The 18780-nt window shown below is 72.1% G+C and carries 17 protein-coding genes; 9 read left to right on the top strand and 8 right to left on the bottom strand.

From position 1 onward, the window contains the following. Positions 1-104 precede the first annotated feature (104 nt). From OG435_RS25225 to OG435_RS25205, 5 genes are all read left to right on the top strand, one after another. A complete protein-coding gene (locus OG435_RS25225) occupies positions 105-2516 on the top strand; it encodes a SulP family inorganic anion transporter (RefSeq protein WP_266879993.1) in 2412 nt (803 codons plus the stop codon). Positions 2517-2798: 282 nt separating this feature from the next. Beyond that, positions 2799-4754: an acetate--CoA ligase gene (acs, locus tag OG435_RS25220; RefSeq protein WP_266879991.1), complete on the top strand. Its 1956-nt coding sequence runs from the start codon at positions 2799-2801 to the stop codon at positions 4752-4754. Between the two features lie 227 nt (positions 4755-4981). After that, positions 4982-6463: a Na+/H+ antiporter NhaA gene (gene nhaA, locus OG435_RS25215; protein ID WP_266879989.1), complete on the top strand. Its 1482-nt coding sequence runs from the start codon at positions 4982-4984 to the stop codon at positions 6461-6463. Positions 6464-6523: 60 nt separating this feature from the next. Beyond that, positions 6524-6982, top strand: coding sequence for a phage holin family protein (locus tag OG435_RS25210; protein ID WP_266879987.1), 459 nt, complete (start codon positions 6524-6526; stop codon positions 6980-6982). Next, on the top strand, positions 6979-7947 hold the full coding sequence (locus OG435_RS25205; RefSeq protein ID WP_266879985.1) for an alpha/beta fold hydrolase: 969 nt from the start codon (positions 6979-6981) through the stop codon (positions 7945-7947). The genes OG435_RS25210 and OG435_RS25205 overlap by 4 nt, the downstream gene beginning before the upstream one ends. Positions 7948-8349: 402 nt before the next feature. Here the strand turns inward: OG435_RS25205 and OG435_RS25200 are convergent, their stop codons facing one another. From OG435_RS25200 to nth, 3 genes are all read right to left on the bottom strand, one after another. Continuing rightward, complete coding sequence (locus OG435_RS25200; protein ID WP_266879983.1) at positions 8350-9552, bottom strand: MarP family serine protease; 1203 nt, start codon at positions 9550-9552, stop codon at positions 8350-8352. A gap of 13 nt (positions 9553-9565) precedes the next feature. Beyond that, positions 9566-10327 carry an NUDIX hydrolase gene (locus tag OG435_RS25195; RefSeq protein WP_266879981.1) on the bottom strand — a complete coding sequence of 254 codons (762 nt, stop codon included), beginning with the start codon at positions 10325-10327 and terminating at the stop codon, positions 9566-9568. Positions 10328-10431: 104 nt separating this feature from the next. Further along, positions 10432-11241: an endonuclease III gene (gene nth / locus OG435_RS25190; protein ID WP_266879979.1), complete on the bottom strand. Its 810-nt coding sequence runs from the start codon at positions 11239-11241 to the stop codon at positions 10432-10434. A 397-nt stretch (positions 11242-11638) separates the two neighbouring features. On the opposite strand from nth, the gene OG435_RS25185 reads away from it, so the two are divergent. Together OG435_RS25185 and OG435_RS25180 are read left to right on the top strand one after the other, a co-directional pair. Continuing rightward, positions 11639-12313: a Crp/Fnr family transcriptional regulator gene (locus tag OG435_RS25185; RefSeq protein WP_003981529.1), complete on the top strand. Its 675-nt coding sequence runs from the start codon at positions 11639-11641 to the stop codon at positions 12311-12313. A gap of 143 nt (positions 12314-12456) precedes the next feature. Further along, positions 12457-13257: a nucleotidyltransferase domain-containing protein gene (locus tag OG435_RS25180; RefSeq protein WP_266879977.1), complete on the top strand. Its 801-nt coding sequence runs from the start codon at positions 12457-12459 to the stop codon at positions 13255-13257. A gap of 9 nt (positions 13258-13266) precedes the next feature. Here OG435_RS25180 and OG435_RS25175 read toward each other — a convergent pair whose 3' ends face one another. The 4 genes from OG435_RS25175 to OG435_RS25160 all read right to left on the bottom strand — a co-directional run bounded on the left by OG435_RS25175 (position 13267) and on the right by OG435_RS25160 (position 15976). After that, entirely contained in the window at positions 13267-14112 is an 846-nt protein-coding gene (locus OG435_RS25175) for an MBL fold metallo-hydrolase (protein WP_266879975.1), read from the bottom strand. Continuing rightward, positions 14109-15062: an NUDIX hydrolase gene (locus OG435_RS25170; RefSeq protein WP_266879973.1), complete on the bottom strand. Its 954-nt coding sequence runs from the start codon at positions 15060-15062 to the stop codon at positions 14109-14111. The genes OG435_RS25175 and OG435_RS25170 overlap by 4 nt, the downstream gene beginning before the upstream one ends. 279 nt (positions 15063-15341) lie before the next feature. After that, complete coding sequence (locus OG435_RS25165; RefSeq protein ID WP_266879972.1) at positions 15342-15815, bottom strand: RidA family protein; 474 nt, start codon at positions 15813-15815, stop codon at positions 15342-15344. Continuing rightward, positions 15812-15976, bottom strand: a complete 165-nt coding sequence (locus OG435_RS25160) for a DUF4177 domain-containing protein (protein ID WP_112447450.1) — start codon at positions 15974-15976, stop codon at positions 15812-15814. The genes OG435_RS25165 and OG435_RS25160 overlap by 4 nt, the downstream gene beginning before the upstream one ends. Before the next feature lie 76 nt (positions 15977-16052). On the opposite strand from OG435_RS25160, the gene OG435_RS25155 reads away from it, so the two are divergent. Beyond that, entirely contained in the window at positions 16053-17033 is a 981-nt protein-coding gene (locus OG435_RS25155) for an ArsA family ATPase (protein ID WP_266879969.1), read from the top strand. Beyond that, positions 17030-18355 carry an ArsA family ATPase gene (locus tag OG435_RS25150; protein WP_266879967.1) on the top strand — a complete coding sequence of 442 codons (1326 nt, stop codon included), beginning with the start codon at positions 17030-17032 and terminating at the stop codon, positions 18353-18355. The genes OG435_RS25155 and OG435_RS25150 overlap by 4 nt, the downstream gene beginning before the upstream one ends. Before the next feature lie 29 nt (positions 18356-18384). Here OG435_RS25150 and OG435_RS25145 read toward each other — a convergent pair whose 3' ends face one another. Then, entirely contained in the window at positions 18385-18735 is a 351-nt protein-coding gene (locus OG435_RS25145) for a WhiB family transcriptional regulator (RefSeq protein WP_266879965.1), read from the bottom strand. Positions 18736-18780: the final 45 nt, after the last annotated feature.

Here is an 18780-nt window from a genome sequence, read left to right as displayed (position 1 = left end):
GTTTGCCCGCATTTCCCCCCACTGGGCTTTACTCTCCATTACCGTCCATTTACCGAGTGTTGAGAATCCCGCCGCTTCACCCCTCCCCCGAGGAGACGGGACCTATGACAGCCACCCCCTCGCCCACTTCCCCTCCCCCCCCTCCCTCCGCCAAAGGCGTCCCGGCCGGCCTCCAGGCCGACCTCTCCGCCTCCGTCGCCGTCTTCCTGATCGCCCTGCCGCTCTCCCTCGGCATCGCCCTGGCCACCGGCGCCCCGCTCCAGGCGGGGCTCGTCGCCGCGGCGGCCGGCGGGATCGTGGCCGCACGGCTCGGCGGGACACCGCTCCAGGTGAGCGGCCCCGCGACCGGACTCACGGTCGTCACCGCCGAGTTGATCCAGCACTACGGCTGGCGCACCACCTGTGCCATCACGGTGCTCGCCGGGCTCTGCCAGCTCGGCCTGGCCGCGCTGCGCACCGCCCGGTCCGCGCTGATGGTCAGCCCGGCGATCGTCCACGGGATGCTCGCCGGTGTCGGCGTCACGATCGCGCTGGCGCAGCTGCACATCGTGCTCGGCGGCACCCCGCAGAGCTCCGCCCTGGCCAATGTCCGCGGACTTCCGGACCAATTGGCCGATCTGCATCCCGCCGCGCTCGGCGTCAGCGTGCTCACGCTGGCCGTCCTGCTCTGCTGGCCGCGGCTGCCGGGCCGCACCGGGCGGAACCTGCGCAAGGTGCCCGCCGCGCTGGCCGCCGTCGCCGTCGCCACGGCCTGCGCCGCCCTGGCCGGGCTCAGCCTGCCCCGGGTGGACCTGCCGTCCTGGCGCAGCCACGCGCTGCCCGAACTGCCCGAGGGCCCGGTCCTCGGCATCATCGCCGCCGTCCTGACCATCACCCTGGTCGGCAGCGTGGAATCCCTGCTCTCGGCGGTGGCCACCGACAAGCTCATCGCCACCCAGCGGCGCACCGGCACGCGTCCCGCACGGGCCGACCTCAACCGCGAACTGCGCGGCCAGGGCGCCGCCAACATCATCTCCGGGGCGCTGGGCGGACTGCCCGTCGCGGGCGGCGCCGTCCGTAGCATGGCCAACGTCAAGGCCGGTGCCGTCAGCCGCCGTTCGTCCATGCTGCACGGGCTGTGGATCCTGCTCGCCGCCGGGCTGCTCGTCCCCGCCCTCGACCTGATCCCGCTGGCCGCGCTCGCCGCGCTGGTGATGGCGGTGGGCGTGCAGATGGTGAGCGCCACGCACCTGCGCACCGTCACCCGGCACCGCGAGTTCCTCGTCTACGCCACGACCATCCTGGCCGTGGTGCTCGGCGGGGTCCTGGAGGGCGTCGCCATCGGCATCGCGATGGCCGTCGCCCTGGCCCTGCACCGCCTGGCCCGGACCCGGATCACCGTCGAGCAGCTCGACAGCGGGGTCCACCGGGTGTGGGCCCGCGGGCAGTTGACCTTCCTCGCGGTACCGCGGCTGAGCCGGGTGCTGAACCAGATCCCGCACCACGGGCACGCGGTGATCGAGCTCGACGGCTCCTTCATGGACCACGCCGCCTACGAGACCCTCCAGGACTGGCAGGACTCCCACCTGGCCCACGGGGGGTCGCTGGAGGTCACCGGCCGGTCGGGGGCCAGGATCGCCGAGGCCGAGCAGGCCCAGCGCGCCGAGCGGGGCGCCCAGCGAGGGGATCACCAGTGCTGCCGGCCCTGGACCCCGTGGCAGAACCACTGCGACCACCGCGGCACGGTGGCCCGTACGGACGAGGCCCGTACGGACGAGGCGACGGTCGGGAGCCCGGCCGCGGCTCCGGACCCCGCCCCCGCCCCGGCCCCGGCACCGCCGGCCGGGCCCCGCGGGCGCGGCGCCGGTCAACTGGCCAACGGGATCAGCGCCTTCCAGCGGGACACGGCTCCGCACGTGCGCGAGGAGCTGGCCCGGCTGGCCCGGGAGGGGCAGCGGCCCTCGCAGCTCTTCCTCACCTGCGCGGACTCCCGTCTGGTGACCAGCATGATCACGGCCAGCGGCCCCGGTGACCTGTTCACGGTCCGCAACGTCGGCAACCTCGTCCCGCTCCCGGGGGCCGAGTCCACGGACGATTCGGTCGCGGCGGCCATCGAGTACGCCGTGGACGTCCTGCAGGTGGACAGCATCACCGTGTGCGGGCATTCGGGGTGCGGGGCCATGCAGGCACTGCTCAACTCCGTGCCCGGGGTGCCCATGACCCCGCTGCGCAGGTGGCTGCGGCACGGGCTGCCGAGCCTGGAGCGGATGGCCAGCCGCCATCACGCCTGGGCGCGGATCTCCGGGAGGCTGCCGGCGGACGCCGTGGAGCAGCTCTGCCTGACCAATGTGGTGCAGCAGCTGGAGCACCTGAAGGCCCACGAATCGGTGGCCCGACGGCTCGCCGAGGGCACGCTGGAGCTGCACGGGATGTACTTCCACGTCGGCGAGGCGCAGGCCTACCTGCTGTCGGAGGGGCAGGACTTCTTCGACTGCCGGGTCTTCGACACCGTCGGCGCGGGCGCGCTGCGCCGCTGAGCGGGCAGCACCCGCCGCGGAACCTCCCGCGGGACCTGACCTACCAAGGACCCAGTGGGGGCCGACGGGATCTTCGAACCGATACCCTCCCGTATCCGTGCCACTCGGTGGCCTCCTTCCGCGCCCTGCCGCGGGAGGAGGCCACTCGCACGTGGGCCCGGCGGGGTAATAGGTCTACACCAATTCACGGCAACCTCTTGTCACCCGGGCCATTGACTGATGAGCTATGCCCGGGGACACAACCGGGGACACAACGGACACCCTGGGAAAGGGAGATGCGTCGTGAGCAATGAAAGCCTGGCCAATCTGCTCAAGGAGGAGCGGCGGTTCGCACCGCCTGCCGATCTGGCCGCCGCCGCCAATGTGACCGAGGCTGCGTACGCACAGGCCGACGCGGACCGGCTGGGCTTCTGGGCCGAGCAGGCGCGCCGTCTGAGCTGGGACACCGAGCCCACCGAGACGCTCGACTGGACCAACCCGCCCTTCGCGAAGTGGTTCGCTGACGGCAAGCTGAACGTCGCGTACAACTGCGTGGACCGCCACGTCGAGGCCGGCAACGGCGACCGCGTGGCCATCCACTTCGAGGGCGAGCCCGGCGACAGCCGCTCGATCACCTACGCCGAGCTCAAGGACGAGGTCTCCAAGGCCGCGAACGCCCTGACCGAGCTGGGCGTGCAGGCCGGCGACCGGGTCGCCGTCTACCTGCCGATGATCCCCGAGGCGGTCGTCGCGATGCTCGCGTGCGCCCGCGTCGGCGCCGCCCACTCCGTGGTCTTCGGCGGTTTCTCCGCCGACGCCGTCGCCTCCCGCATCCAGGACGCCGACGCGAAGCTGGTCATCACCTCCGACGGCGGCTACCGCCGCGGCAAGCCCTCTGCCCTGAAGCCCGCCATCGACGAGGCCGTCGCCAAGTGCCCGCAGGTCGAGCACGTCCTCGTGGTGCGCCGCACCGGCCAGGACACCGCCTTCACCGAGGGCCGGGACGTCTGGTGGCACGAGATCGTGGAGCGGCAGAGCGCCGAGCACGCGCCGCGGGCCTTCGACGCGGAGCACCCGCTCTTCATCCTCTACACCTCGGGGACCACGGGTAAGCCCAAGGGCATCCTGCACACCTCCGGCGGCTACCTCACGCAGGCCTCGTACACCCACCACGCGGTGTTCGACCTGAAGCCGGAGAGCGACGTCTACTGGTGCACCGCCGACATCGGCTGGGTGACCGGGCACTCCTACATCGTCTACGGGCCGCTCGCCAACGGCGCCACCCAGGTGATGTACGAGGGCACGCCGGACACCCCGCACCAGGGCCGGTTCTGGGAGGTCGTGCAGAAGTACGGCGTCACCATCCTCTACACCGCGCCCACCGCGATCCGTACGTTCATGAAGTGGGGCGACGACATCCCCGCGAAGTTCGACCTCTCCAGCCTGCGCGTCCTGGGCTCGGTCGGAGAGCCGATCAACCCCGAGGCCTGGATCTGGTACCGCAAGCACATCGGCGGCGACCGCTGCCCGATCGTGGACACGTGGTGGCAGACCGAGACCGGCGCGATGATGATCTCCCCGCTGCCCGGTGTCACCGAGACCAAGCCCGGTTCGGCCCAGCGCGCGCTGCCCGGAATCTCCGCCACCGTCGTGGACGACGAGGCGAACGAGGTCCCGAACGGCGGGGGCGGCTACCTGGTCCTCACCGAGCCGTGGCCCTCGATGCTGCGCACCATCTGGGGCGACGACCAGCGGTACGTCGACACGTACTGGTCCCGCTTCGAGGGCAAGTACTTCGCGGGCGACGGCGCCAAGAAGGACGAGGACGGCGACATCTGGCTGCTCGGCCGGGTGGACGACGTGATGCTGGTGTCGGGCCACAACATCTCGACCACTGAGGTGGAGTCGGCGCTCGTCTCGCACCCCTCGGTCGCCGAGGCGGCGGTCGTCGGCGCGAACGACGAGACCACCGGCCAGGCCATCGTGGCCTTCGTCATCCTGCGCGGCAGCGCCTCCGAGACGGACACGCTGGTCGGCGAGCTGCGCAACCACGTGGGTGCCACGCTCGGCCCGATCGCCAAGCCGAAGCGGATCCTGCCCGTGCAGGAGCTGCCGAAGACCCGCTCGGGCAAGATCATGCGCCGCCTGCTGCGCGACGTGGCCGAGAACCGCGCGGTCGGTGACGTCACCACCCTCGCGGACTCCTCGGTCATGGACCTGATCCAGAGCAAGCTGCCGGCCGCCGGCAGCGAGGACTGACACAGGGCCCGGCAGGATCGGCAGCAGCCGTACGACACGGCGAAGGGGCATCCGGCGCGGCGCGCCGGATGCCCTTTTCGCACATAAAGTGACGATCGCCGGATACGCCCATGCGTACACCCTGTAAAGTATTAGACGGTTAAAGAACTACTCCACAGGGTGCGCCGGGAAGTCTGGTCGGCAACGTGTTTCGCCATGCCGTCCAACCCACCCCGGAGGTGCCCCCCGTGGCCGCGCCCAGCCCCACCGACCACCAGAGCCGCACGTTCCTCGGCCGCCTCTCGCTGCCGGAGCGCCGCTTCGTGGCCGACGCCCTGCGCGCCGAGACGGTCGGCGGCGTCCTTCTCCTCGTGGCCGCGATCGCCGCACTCGTCTGGGCGAACGTGCCCGCCATCGCGGGGAGCTACGACAGCGTCCGCTCCTTCCACATCGGCCCCGCCGCCCTCGGCCTGGACCTTTCGCTCCAGCACTGGGCGGCCGACGGCCTGCTCGCCGTCTTCTTCTTCGTCGCCGGCATCGAGCTCAAGCGCGAGCTCGTCGCGGGTGACCTGCGCGACGCCAAGGCGGCCGCGCTCCCGGTGATCGCCGCGCTCTGCGGCATGGCCGTACCCGCGCTGGTCTACGTACTGACCAACGTGCTCGGCAACGGCTCCACGGACGGCTGGGCGGTCCCGACCGCCACCGACATCGCCTTCGCCCTGGCCGTCCTCGCCGTCATCGGCACCTCACTGCCGTCCGCCCTACGCGCGTTCCTGCTGACCCTGGCCGTCGTCGACGACCTGTTCGCCATCATGATCATCGCGGTGTTCTTCACCAGCGAGATCAACTTCCTGGCGCTCGGCGGCGCGGTCGCGGGCCTGGTCCTCTTCTGGTTCCTGCTCCGCGCGAACGTGCGCGGCTGGTACGTCTACGTCCCGCTCGCCCTGGTCATCTGGGGCCTGATGTACAACAGCGGCGTGCACGCCACCATCGCCGGTGTCGCCATGGGTCTGATGCTGCGCTGCCACCGCAAGGAGGGCGAGCACCACTCCCCCGGCGAGCACATCGAGCACCTGGTCCGGCCCATCTCGGCCGGTCTCGCCGTACCGCTCTTCGCGCTCTTCTCGGCCGGCGTCTCCCTGTCCGACGAGGCCATCGGCCAGGTCTTCACCCGGCCCGAGACGCTCGGCGTGGTGCTCGGCCTTGTCGTCGGCAAGACGCTCGGCATCTTCGGCGGCACCTGGCTCGCCGCCCGCTTCACCAAGGCCGAGCTCAATGACGACCTCGCCTGGCCGGACGTGTTCGCGGTCGCCTCGCTCGCCGGCATCGGCTTCACCGTCTCGCTCCTGATCGGCGAGCTCGCCTTCACCGACGACCCCGTCCTGACCGACGAGATCAAGGCCGCCGTGCTGATCGGCTCGCTGATCGCCGCGGTCCTCGCGGGCATCCTGCTGAAGATGCGCAACCGGAAGTACAAGGCGCTCACCGAGGACGAGGAGCGCGACGAGGACCTCGACGGCATCCCCGACATCTACGAGCAGGACAAGCCGGAGTACCACCTGCGGATGGCGAAGATCTACGAGGCCAAGGCCGCCGAGCACCTGCGCAGGGCCGAGGAGGCCGCCGCCGGCGCGCGGGAAGCGGTATCCGGACCAGCGGCCGGATCAGGGGCCGGAGCGGTGGCCGAAGCAGCGGGCGGGTCCAGCGCCGACGGCGGCCGTCCGGCATGATCTGACCTGACGACAGGACAGCCGTCGCAGTCGGATGACGGACGACAGAGGGAGAGAGCGATGAGCGCAGTGGACCAAGGGGCCCCAGGAGCCGAGCGCACACTCGGCCAGCTGGTCGCCTCGGCCACCGCCGAGATGTCCGCCCTGGTGCACGACGAGATCGCCCTCGCCAAGGTGGAGATCAAGCAGGACGTCAAGCGCGCGGGCATCGGCAGCGGCGCCGCCATCGCCGCCGGCGTGCTCCTCCTCTTCTCGCTGCCGGTGCTGAGCTTCGCGGCGGCCTACGGGATCCACAACCTCGGGCTCGGGCTGGCGTGGTCCTTCCTGATCGTCGGCGTGGCGTTCTGGCTGCTCGCGGGCGTGATCGGGCTGATCGCCATGGCGAAGTTCAAGAAGATCAAGCCGCCGGTGAAGACCATCGCCTCGGTCAAGGAGACGGCGGCCCTCGTCGGCACCGTCAAGCCCCACGCCCGGTCGGTCAGTGACAACGCCGTGGGTGTGGCACGCTCGTCCTCATGACCTCCCCCTCGTCGGATTCCGGCTCGTCCGGTACGCCCCCCACCGCCGCCACGGCGGTCCGGATCGCCCTCCCCGGCGGGCGAGAAGTCACGCACCGGGACGTCGCGGCCAACGGGGCGCGGTTCCACGTCGCCGAGCTGGGTGACGGACCGCTGGTGCTGCTCCTGCACGGGTTCCCGCAGTTCTGGTGGACGTGGCGGCACCAGATGACCGCGCTGGCCGACGCCGGCTACCGGGCGGTGGCGATGGACCTGCGCGGGGTGGGCGGCAGCGACCGCACCCCGCGCGGCTACGACCCGGCCAACCTGGCCCTCGACATCACCGGGGTCGTACGGTCCCTCGGCGAGCCCGACGCCGCCCTCGTCGGGCACGACCTGGGCGGCTACCTCGCCTGGACGGCGGCGGTGATGCGGCCGAAGCTGGTGCGCCGGCTGGTGGTGTCCTCGATGCCGCACCCGCGCCGCTGGCGGTCCGCGATGCTGTCCGACTTCGGGCAGACCCGCGCCAGCTCGCACATCTGGGGCTTCCAGCGGCCGTTCGTGCCCGAGCGGCAGCTCGTCGCCGACGACGGCGCGCTCGTCGGCGAACTGATCCGGGACTGGTCCGGCCCTCGGCTCCCCGAGGAGGAGGACGTCGCCGTGTACCGGCGCGCGATGTGCATCCCCTCCACGGCGCACTGCTCGGTCGAGCCGTACCGCTGGATGATGCGGTCCATGGCCCGGCCCGACGGCCTGCAGTTCAACCGGCGCATGAAGCGGCCGGTGCGGGTGCCCACCCTGCACCTGCACGGCTCGCTCGATCCGGTGATGCGGACGCGGAGTGCGGCGGGGTCCGGGCAGTACGTCGAAGCCCCGTACCGCTGGCGGCTCTTCGACGGGCTCGGGCACTTCCCGCACGAGGAGGACCCGGCGGCGTTCTCGGCCGAGCTGGTCAACTGGCTGAAGGACCCCGAGCCGGACCGCTGAGCCGGGGCCCATGGCCTCCGAGCCGCTTACATGACAAGCATTCAATTGCCTGGCGCATAGGCCAATTAGCCGTCCCCAACGCGATTACCGACCTTGGGCCCCGGGCACAGCTCGGAGTATGGGCTGGACGCACGACTACGGTGACACCGCACACGAACGCCGCTCGACGGTCACGCCGGGCACGCACAGGGGGCAGGGCCGCGAAGGCCACGACGACCCCCGACTCGGGATTCCGCGCATCCTGCGCCGGCGGGCCCGCTGGGTCTCCGCCCGGCTCAGGCACCAGCGTACGTAGACACGGTCAGGCAGGGGCTCCGGAAGCCGACAGGGGCTCCGGGAGGCGGCAAGGCCCCCACGGGGCCCGGCAGCGCTACGGGAGCCCCCACAGGGCTCCCGTAGCGCTCAGAGGGCGCAGCCCTGGCTACCGACCCGCCGGTCCGCCGTCGCACCGGACCGGATGTCCTCGCGGATCTCGTCCGCGGTCAGGGCGTAACCGGTGTTGGGGTCGTCGAGGGACTTCGCGAAGACGACCCCGTACACCTTGCCCTCGGGCGTCAGCAGCGGGCCGCCGGAGTTGCCCTGACGGACCGTCGCGTACAGGGAGTAGACGTCCCGTCGGACGGTTCCCCGGTGGTAGATGTCCGGGCCGGTGGCGTTGATCCGGCCGCGCACGCGCGCCGCGCGGACGTCGTACGAGCCGTTCTCCGGGAAGCCCGCCACGATGGCGTCGCTGCCGCTCGCCGCACCCTTGTCGGTGAACTCCAGCGCGGGCGCCTTCAGCCTGGGCACGTCCAGGACGGCGATGTCGCGCTCCCAGTCGTAGAGGACGACCTTGCCGTCGTAGAGCTTGCCCTCGCCGCCCACCTGCACGGTCGGTTCGCCGACCCCGCCGACGACGTGCGCGTTGGTCATCACCTTGCCCGGCGCGAAGACGAAGCCGGTGCCCTCCAGCACCTTGCTGCACGCGGGCGCCGTGCCGACGACCTTCACGATCGACCGCTTGGCGTACTCGGCCACGGGGCTGCGCGCGAGCAGCGGGTCGGGGGGCTGGACCTCGGTGATCGGCTCGTTGGAGAACGGGCTGAAGACCTGCGGGAAGCCGTTGCGGGCGAGGGTGGAACTGAAGTCCGTGAACCAGGTGTTCGCCTGCGCGGGGAGGACCCGCGAGACGCCGAAGAGCACCTTGGAGTTGCGGACCTCCTTGCCCAGCGTGGGAATGGACGTGCCCGCGACCATGGAGCCGATCAGCCAGGCCACCAGCAGCATCGCGACCACGTTCACCAGCGCGCCGCCCGTCGCGTCCAGCGCGCGGGCTGGGGACCAAGTGATGTGGCGCCGGAGCTTGTTGCCCAGATGGGTGGTCAGCGCCTGGCCGATCGAGGCGAAGACGATGATCACGACCACGGCGATGATGACGACCGTGGTGGACACCTGGGTCCCGTTGTCGGTGACCCGGTCCCAGACCAGGGGCAGCAGGGACACGGCGACGAGACCACCGCCGAGGAAGCCGATCACCGACAGGATGCCGACGACGAACCCCTGGCGGTAGCCGACGATCGCGAACCATACGGCGGCGAGCAGCAACAAGATGTCCAGCACGTTCACAGGGCTCACCGTCTCATGCGCGCCAGTCGAGCGGGACTTCCCGGGACCGGTCCCAGGGGCGCTCCCAGCCGGCGAAGTGCAGGATCCGGTCGATCACCCCGGCGGTGAAACCCCAGACCAGAGCCGATTCCACGGTGAACGCCGGGCCCTGGAAGCCGCCGGGGTGGACGACGGTGACCCGGTGCCCGGGGTCCGTGAGATCGGCCACGGGCACCGTGAAGACGCGTGCGGTCTCGGCCGGGTCGACCACGCCGACCGGGCTGGGCGCGCGCCACCAGCCGAGCACCGGGGTCACGACGAACTCGCTGACCGGGATGTAGAGCCGGGGCAGCACCCCGAAGAGCTGGACCCCGGCCGGGTCCAGACCGGTCTCCTCCTCGGCCTCGCGCAGGGCGGCCCGCAGCGGGCCGGTGGTGCGCGGGTCGCCGTCCTCGGGGTCGAGGGCGCCGCCGGGGAAGGAGGGCTGGCCGGGGTGCGAGCGCAGCGTGCCGGCGCGCTCCATCAGCAGCAGCTCGGGGCCACGGGGGCCCTCACCGAAGAGGATCAGTACGGCGGACTGACGGCCGCGGCCGTCCTCCGGCGGCAGGAACCGGCTCAGCTGCGTGGGCCGGACCGTCCGGGCCGCCTCGACGACCGGGTCCAGCCAGTCGGGCAGGCCGTGGGTGCGGAGGTCGATGCTTCCGCGCTGGCCGCTCTGGTTGTACGGGGCCCCGTGCGCGGTGGCTGCGCCGGGCCCGGCGGTGCCCGCCCGGCGGTTCTGCGTGGCCTCTGTCATAGGCACCCCTGTCCGTGCATCTGCGTTTCCCCACGTTCCGCAAAACGCGGGGCGGGTGGCGATTCGTTCCTTGCGGGTGCGGCGCCTACGAGGCCGGATCCGGCTCAGGCGTCCGCTGCGGCGGGCCGGGCCGGGGCCGGGAGGCCCGGGTAGTCCGGGGGCGGGCTCAGGCGCTGGCCGGGCTGGCCGCCCTTCTCGTACTTCAGGAGCTTGGCCGCCTTCTCCGGGTCGGTCTCGCCCTCCCCGTAGGCCGGGCAGAGCGGTGCGATCGGGCAGGCCCCGCAGGCGGGCTTGCGGGAATGGCAGATCCGGCGGCCGTGGAAGACGACGCGGTGCGAGAGCATCGTCCACTCGCTCTTCGGGAAGATCGCGCAGATCTCCGCCTCGACCTTCTCCGGGTCCTCCTGCTCGGTCCACTTCCAGCGCCGCACCAGCCGGCCGAAGTGCGTGTCGACCGTGATCCCGGGGACGCCGAAGGCATTGCCGAGGACCACGTTCGCCGTCTTGCGGCCCACGCCGGGGAGCGTCACCAGGTCCTCGATCCGGCCCGGCACCTCACCGCCGAAGTTGTCGCGCAGCGCCTGCGAGAGGCCGAGCAGCGACTTGGCCTTGGCCCGGAAGAACCCGGTCGGCCGGATGATCTTCTCCAGCGCCTCCGGATCGGCTCCGGCCATGTCCTCGGGGGTCGGGTACGCGGCGAAGAGGGCCGGGGTCGTCTGGTTCACGCGCAGGTCGGTGGTCTGCGCGGACAGGACCGTGGCGACCAGCAGCTCGAAGGGGTTGCGGAAGTCGAGCTCCGGGTGGGCGTACGGGTAGACCTCCGCCAGCTCGCGATTGATCCTGCGCGCCCGCCGCACCATCGCCAGATGGCTCTCCGGCTTCGCCCCGGCCTTCTTGACCTTGCTCTCTGCCATCCCCGAAGGCTACGCCGCGCGGCCCTCCGCCCGTGGCCGGACTTGACCTCCGCCCGACAGGGGTTTCTTGGCCGAAGTTTTGCCCTGGAGTAGGGGTGACTGCGCCGGGAGGGCCCCAACCAGGCCATGTTCGCCCACGGCTGAATTCATGGGGGTCGTCACTCCCCCGGACCCCTTGGCCTGTGCTCTCACCGGCCTGTTGGACACCCGGCCGGTCCGGGACGGAGCCGCCACGACCATCCCGGACCTCAGGTAACACCACCCCGATCGGCCTCTCGCCGCACAGCACACCCGTACGTCCGGCATCCTTGTGATGAACGTGATTGATCGCACTGTTTGAGCCGTCCGGCAAAATGGGGGAGCGATCCCCTGGCCGGTCGACATAGGAGAGAGACTCGTGGACGACGTACTGCGGCGTGCCCCGCTCTTCGCGGCGCTCGATGACGAGCAGGCCGCGGAGCTCCGCGCCTCCATGGGCGAGGTGACCCTCGCACGTGGTGACGCCCTGTTCCACGAGGGCGACCCCGGTGACCGGCTCTACGTCGTCACCGAGGGCAAGGTGAAGCTTCACCGCACCTCCCCCGACGGCCGCGAGAACATGCTGGCCGTCCTCGGCCCCGGAGAGCTGATCGGCGAGCTGTCGCTGTTCGACCCGGGCCCGCGCACCGCCACCGCCACCGCGCTGACCGAGGTCAAGCTGCTGGGTCTGGGTCACGGAGACCTCCAGCCCTGGCTGAACGCCCGGCCCGAGGTGGCGACCGCGCTGCTGCGCGCCGTCGCGCGGCGCCTGCGCAAGACCAACGACCAGATGTCCGACCTGGTCTTCTCCGACGTCCCGGGCCGCGTGGCCCGCGCGCTCCTCGACCTGTCGCGCCGCTTCGGCGTGCAGTCGGAGGAGGGCATCCACGTCGTGCACGACCTCACGCAGGAGGAGCTGGCCCAGCTCGTCGGCGCGTCGCGCGAGACCGTGAACAAGGCCCTGGCCGACTTCGCGGGACGTGGATGGCTCCGCCTGGAGGCGCGTGCGGTGATCCTGCTGGACGTGGAGCGGCTCGCGAAGCGCTCGCGCTGACGCTGGTCCCAGCCGGTTGAAGGGGTCCTGCCCGGTCGGGCGGGGCCCTTTTCGCGTACCTGCGGCGCCGTTCCGGGGGCTCCGCCCCCGCACCCCCGCGCCTCAATCGCCGGCGAGGCTGATTTTCGAGGCACAGTAACCCCATGGAGCACAGGGGACTCGACACATACGGATACTTCGAGCGCGAAGGATCGCTCGGTCAGGTGCAGGCCGAGTTCCGCGCGGTCGTCGCCGCCGCGCGGGAGCGGATCGGGGACGCGTACGGGCGACGGCTGCACAGCGCCTACCTGTACGGGTCCGTGCCGCGCGGGACGGCCCGGCCCGGGCTGTCCGACCTCGACCTGCTGATCGCCCTGCACCACACGCCCGGCGACGAGGACCGCGACACCAGCGAGGCCCTGGCGCGCGGCCTCGACGAGGAGTTCGCGGAGATCGACGGCGTCGGGATCCTGCTGTACGGCAAGGACCGGCTGCTGAGCGAGCAGGAACGTTACGACATGGGCTGGTTCCTCGCCGTCCTGTGCACCCCGCTGCTCGGCGCGGACCTGGCCGAGCACCTGCCCCGCTACCGGCCGGACAGCCTGCTCGCCCGCGAGACCAACGGCGACCTCGCCGAGCTGCTGCCCGGGGTGCGCGAGCGGATCCGGGCCGCGGCCACGCCGGAGGAGTACCGGAAGCTGTGCCGGGGCGTCTCGCGGCACCTCGTGCGCACCGGGTTCACCCTCGTCATGCCGCGGTGGGGCGGCTGGACCAGCGACCTCACCGAGATGGCGGAGGTGTTCGCGCAGTACTACCCCGAGCGCGCCGACCAGATGCGCGCCGCGGCCGCCGCCGCCCTGGCCCCGGTCGCGGACCCGGCCGTACTGCGCGCCTACGTCGAGGACCTCGGGCCGTGGCTCGCGGACGAGTACGCGGCCCGGCACGGGACGAAGACGCCCCGTTAGGCGGGCGGGTCAGTCGGGGGCGCCGGGGATCAGCCCGTGCTCCTTCAGGTACTCCAGCTGCGCGCGTACGGACCACTCCGCGGCCGGCCACAGCGACCGGTCCACGTCCGCGTAGACGTGGGCGACGACCGCCTCGGGCGTGGTCAGGCCGTTCTCGACCGCCGTCTCGATCTGCGCGAGCCGGTGCGCCCGGTGGGCCAGGTAGAACTCCACCGCGCCCTGCGCGTCGTCCAGGACCGGCCCGTGCCCCGGGAGCACCGTGTGGACCCCGTCGTCGACCGTCAGCGAGCGCAGCCGGCGCAGGGAGTCCAGATAGTCGCCCAGGCGCCCGTCGGGGTGCGCGACGACGGTGGTGCCGCGCCCCAGGATCGTGTCGCCGGTCAGGACCGCCCGGTCGGCCGGCAGGTGGAAGCAGAGCGAGTCCGCGGTGTGGCCGGGCGTCGGCACCACGCGCAGTTCCAGACCGCCCGTGCGGATGACGTCCCCGGCGGCCAGGCCCTCGTCGCCCAGGCGCAGGGCCGGGTCCAGGGCGCGGACCTTCGTCCGGGTCAGCCCGGCGAACCGGGCCGCGCCCTCCGCGTGGTCGGGGTGACCGTGGGTCAGGAGGGTGAGCGCGACCCGCTTGCCCTCCTTCTCGGCGGCGGCGATCACCGCGCGCAGGTGTACGTCGTCCAGCGGGCCGGGGTCGATCACGACGGCCAGGTCGGAGCCGGGCTCGGAGACGAGCCAGGTGTTGGTGCCGTCGAGGGTCATCGCGGAGGCGTTCGGGGCCAGGACGTTCACCGCGCGGGCGGTGGCGGACCCGGAGACGACCATCCCGCGGGGCTGGCCGGGCAGGGCGGCGGCATCGGTCATGCGGGGGCTCCTCCGGGGTGCGGGCCGGAGCCCGCGGGGCCCGGTCCCGGGGTGCCGGGCCCCGTGAGGCGGACGCGCTTGGTGAACTCGTCGTGGCCCGGCCAGCTGAGCACGAGCTCCCCGTCCGCGAGGGTGGCCTTGGCGAGCACCGGGGTCAGATCCTGGGCCCCGGCCGCGGCGAGGGCCTCGGCGGGGCTCCCGTACGGCTCCAGCGAGCGCAGGGTGGTGATGGTGGGCGGCATCATCAGCAGCTCGCCCTTGTCGTAGCCGGCGGCGGCGTCGGCGGGGCGGATCCAGACGGTGCGGTCGGCCTCGGTGGAGGCGTTGCGGGTGCGCTGCCCCTCGGGGAGGGCCGCGACGAAGAACCAGGTGTCGTACCGGCGCGGCTCGAACTCCGGGGTGATCCAGCGGGCCCACGCCCCGAGCAGGTCGGAGCGCAGGACCAGGCCCCGGCGGTCGAGGAACCCGGCGAAGGACAGCTCACGGGCGACCAGCGCCGCGCGGGCGGCCTCCCAGTCCTCGCCGGTGGTGTCGCCGACGACGGTGTCCGCGGACTCGCCCGCGAGCAGGACCCCGGCCTCCTCGAAGGTCTCGCGGACGGCTCCGCAGACGATCGCCTGGGCGGTGGCGGGGTCGGTGCCCATGCGCTGCGCCCACTCGGCGCGGCTCGGGCCGGCCCAGCCGATGGGGTGGTCCTCGTCGCGGGGGTCCACCCCGCCGCCGGGATACGCGTACGCGCCTCCGGCGAAGGCCATCTCGACGCGGCGGCGCAGCATGTGCACGGCGGGGCCGTCGGGGGTGTCGCGCAGCAGCATCACGGTGGCGGCGCGCCTCGGTTCCGTCGGGGTGAGGGCGCCAGCCGCGAGTGCGCGGATCCGGTCGGGCCACTCCGGCGGGTACCACTGACCTCCGGCGGAGGTCTCTTGCTGACCGTACTGACCATTCGGCATGGCGGGATGCTACGGCCATCCGGGCCGATGTTCGAGGGGTGGCCTCCGCACACCGCTGCGCGGGGGCGCTCCCCGGCTGCGGAGGTGCCGCTGCGCGGGGCGGAGTCCCCACAGCGACCCTCGCCGCTGCGCGGGGCCAAGTCCCCTACCCGCCCTTCGCCCGTTCCCCGGGCTGCGCCCGGACCCCCCTGGGGCTCCGCCCCAGACCCCGGTGCTCAAACGCCGGAGGGGCTGGATCTGCGCCAGGGCAGATCCAGCCCCTCCGGGCAGACGCTGAGGTCAGGCTCCGGGGACCAGCTCGACCTGGATCTCGATCTCGACCGGGGCGTCCAGCGGGAGGACCGCCACGCCGACCGCGCTGCGGGCGTGCACGCCCTTGTCGCCGAGGACGGCGTCCAGCAGCTCGCTCGCGCCGTTCAACACGCCCGGCTGGGCCGTGAAGTCGGGGGCGGAGGCGATGAAGCCCACCACCTTCACGACGCGCGCGATCTTGTCGAGGTCGCCGACCACGGACTTCACCGCGGCGAGCGCGTTCAGCGCGCAGGTCGCGGCCAGTTCCTTGGCCTGCTCCGCCGAGACCTCGGCGCCGACCTTGCCGGTGACCGGAAGGTTGCCCTTGACCATCGGGAGCTGGCCCGCGGTGTACACGTAGGCGCCCGACCGCACGGCCGGCTGGTACGTGGCCAGCGGCGGGACGACCTCGGGCAGGGTCAGGCCGAGCTCGGCCAGCTTCGCCTCGACGACTCCGCTCATGCCGCCTTCTCCCGCTTCAGGTAGGCCACGAGCTGCTCGGGGTTGTTCGGGCCGGGGACGACCTGGACGAGCTCCCAGCCGTCCTCGCCCCAGGTGTCCAGGATCTGCTTGGTGGCGTGGACCAGCAGCGGGACGGTCGCGTATTCGAACTTCTTGGTCATGGGAGCGAGCGTAGTGCCTGCCGTGCGGGGCCCCGCCACCACCGCCGCCGCCCGGGAGGAATTAGGCTCGGGCCCTGTGAGCAGGCTCCAGGTGGTCAGCGGCAAGGGCGGCACCGGCAAGACCACGGTCGCCGCGGCACTCGCGCTCGCCCTCGCACGCGAGGGCAGGCGGACACTTCTCGTGGAGGTCGAGGGCAGGCAGGGCCTCGCCCAGGTCTTCGGGGCGGAGGCACTCCCCTACGAGGACCGGAAGATCGCCGTCGCCTCGGGCGGCGGGGAGGTCTACGCGCTCGCCATCGACGCGGAGCGGGCCCTCCTGGACTACCTCCAGATGTTCTACAAGCTCGGCTCGGCCGGCCGCGCCCTCAAGAAGCTCGGCGCCATCGACTTCGCGACGACCATCGCGCCGGGGCTGCGGGACGTGCTCCTGACGGGCAAGGCCTGCGAGGCGGTCCGGCGCAAGGACAAGGCCGGCCGGTTCGTCTACGACCACGTGATCATGGACGCCCCGCCGACCGGGCGGATCACCCGCTTCCTGAACGTCAACGACGAGGTGGCGGGCCTGGCCCGGTTCGGGCCGATCCACAACCAGGCGCAGGCCGTCATGAAGGTGCTCAAGTCCCCCGACACGGCCGTGCACCTGGTCACCCTGCTGGAGGAGATGCCCGTGCAGGAGACCGCCGACGGGATCGCCGAACTGCGGCAGGCGGGCCTGCCGGTGGGCCGGGTCATCGTCAACATGGTCCGGCCGCACCACCTCGACGAGGACGCCCTGCGCGCCGCCGCCGGCGAGCGGCGCGCCGAGGTCTCCAGGGCCCTGTCCCGGGCCGGCCTCGGCAGCGCCCGGCGCGGCGGGCCGGCCGAGCGGCTGGTGGACCCGCTGCTCGCGCAGGCCTCGGAGCACGCGAGCCGGGTGGAACTGGAACGCGCCCAGCGCGCCGTCCTGGCGGAGCTGGACGTGCCGACGTACGAACTCCCCCTGCTCGGTGCGGGGATGGATCTGGCCGGGCTCTACGGGCTCGCCGCGGAGCTGCGGAAGCAGGTGGGCCAGGAATGAGCGAGGCCGGGACGACGGAGGCGACGATGGACGCTCCCCCGCGGCTGGACGTCGACCGGCTGCTGGACGACCGGCAGACCCGGATCATCGTGTGCTGCGGGGCGGGCGGGGTCGGCAAGACCACGACCGCCGCGGCGCTCGGGGTACGGGCGGCCGAGCGCGGCCGCAAGGTGGTCGTCCTGACCATCGACCCGGCCCGCAGGCTGGCCCAGTCGATGGGGATCGACTCGCTCGACAACACCCCGCGCAGGGTCCCGGGGGTGCGGGCCGCCGACGGCGGCGAACTGCACGCCATGATGCTCGACATGAAGCGGACCTTCGACGAGATCGTCGAGGGCCACTCCGACCCCGAGCGGGCGCAGGCCATCCTCGCCAACCCCTTCTATCAGTCCCTGTCGGCCGGCTTCGCGGGCACGCAGGAGTACATGGCGATGGAGAAGCTGGGGCAGCTGCGGGCCCGGGACGACTGGGACCTGATCGTGGTGGACACCCCGCCGAGCCGCTCCGCGCTGGACTTCCTGGACGCGCCGGGGCGACTGGGTTCCTTCCTGGACGGGAAGTTCATCCGGGTGCTGATGGCTCCGGCGAAGGTGGGCGGCCGGGCGGGGATGAAGTTCCTCAATGTCGGCATGTCGATGATGACGGGCACGCTGAGCAAGCTGATGGGTGCCTCGCTGCTGAAGGACGTACAGACCTTCGTGGCCGCCATGGACACGATGTTCGGCGGCTTCCGCACCCGCGCGGACGCGACCTTCCAGCTCCTCCAGGCGCCCGGTACGGCGTTCCTCGTGGTCTCCGCGCCCGAACCGGACGCGCTGCGCGAGGCCGCGTACTTCGTGGAGCGGCTGGCGGCAGAACGGATGCCGCTGGCCGGACTCGTACTGAACCGGGTGCACGGCAGCGGCGCCGAACAGCTCTCCGCGGAGCGGGCGTTGGCCGCCGCGGAGAATCTTGAAGAAGGCGGCATTGTGGATCAGGAGTCCGGGAAAGCTGGACTTCGTGACTCCACCGAGACCGCTACGGAGACCGACCCCGACACCCACCCCCGCACGGAGCGAGAGACCGGCGCCGACCCCGTAGACACCGGCGCGGACGCCGGCACGGATGCCGACGTGGACGTGATCACGGCAGGACTGCTCCGCCTGCACGCGGAGTGCATGCAGGTCATCGCGCGCGAACAGCGCACGCGTGACCGCTTCACCTCGCTGCACCCCGAGGTGGCGGTGGCCCAAGTGGCCGCCCTGCCCGGCGACGTACACGACCTCGCCGGGCTGCGGGCCATCGGAGAGCGACTCGCGACCGGGGTTCCGGCCGGAGCGTAGGCGTTCCTACGACATGGTGCCCAGGTGGCCTACCCGGCTGCCGCATACGTCTCGTACGGAATGTCGATCTCGTCCTCGGCATCCATGGTGAGGATGCCCGTACTGCGCTCGTACTCCGTGCGTGCGGTCTCGAGCAGGCGCCGCCACGAGGTGACGGTGGGACGCCGGCGCAGCAGCGCACGTCGTTCCCGCTCGGTCATTCCGCCCCATACTCCGAACTCGACACGATTGTCGAGCGCGTCGGCCAGGCACTCGGTCCGCACCGGACATCCGGTGCACACCGCCTTGGCCCTGTTCTGTGCCGCTCCTTGAACAAACAGTTCATCCGGATCGGTAGTGCGGCAGGCTGCCTGCGCACTCCAGTCGGTAACCCAGCCCATCCCGGCGCCGTCCTCTCCCGAATCGAGGCTCCCCCACGGCGGTAG

Origin of the sequence: Streptomyces sp. NBC_01264 (genome assembly GCF_026340675.1) — a bacterium.
Taxonomy (GTDB): domain Bacteria; phylum Actinomycetota; class Actinomycetes; order Streptomycetales; family Streptomycetaceae; genus Streptomyces.
This window is presented reverse-complemented; position numbering and strand designations above follow the sequence as displayed.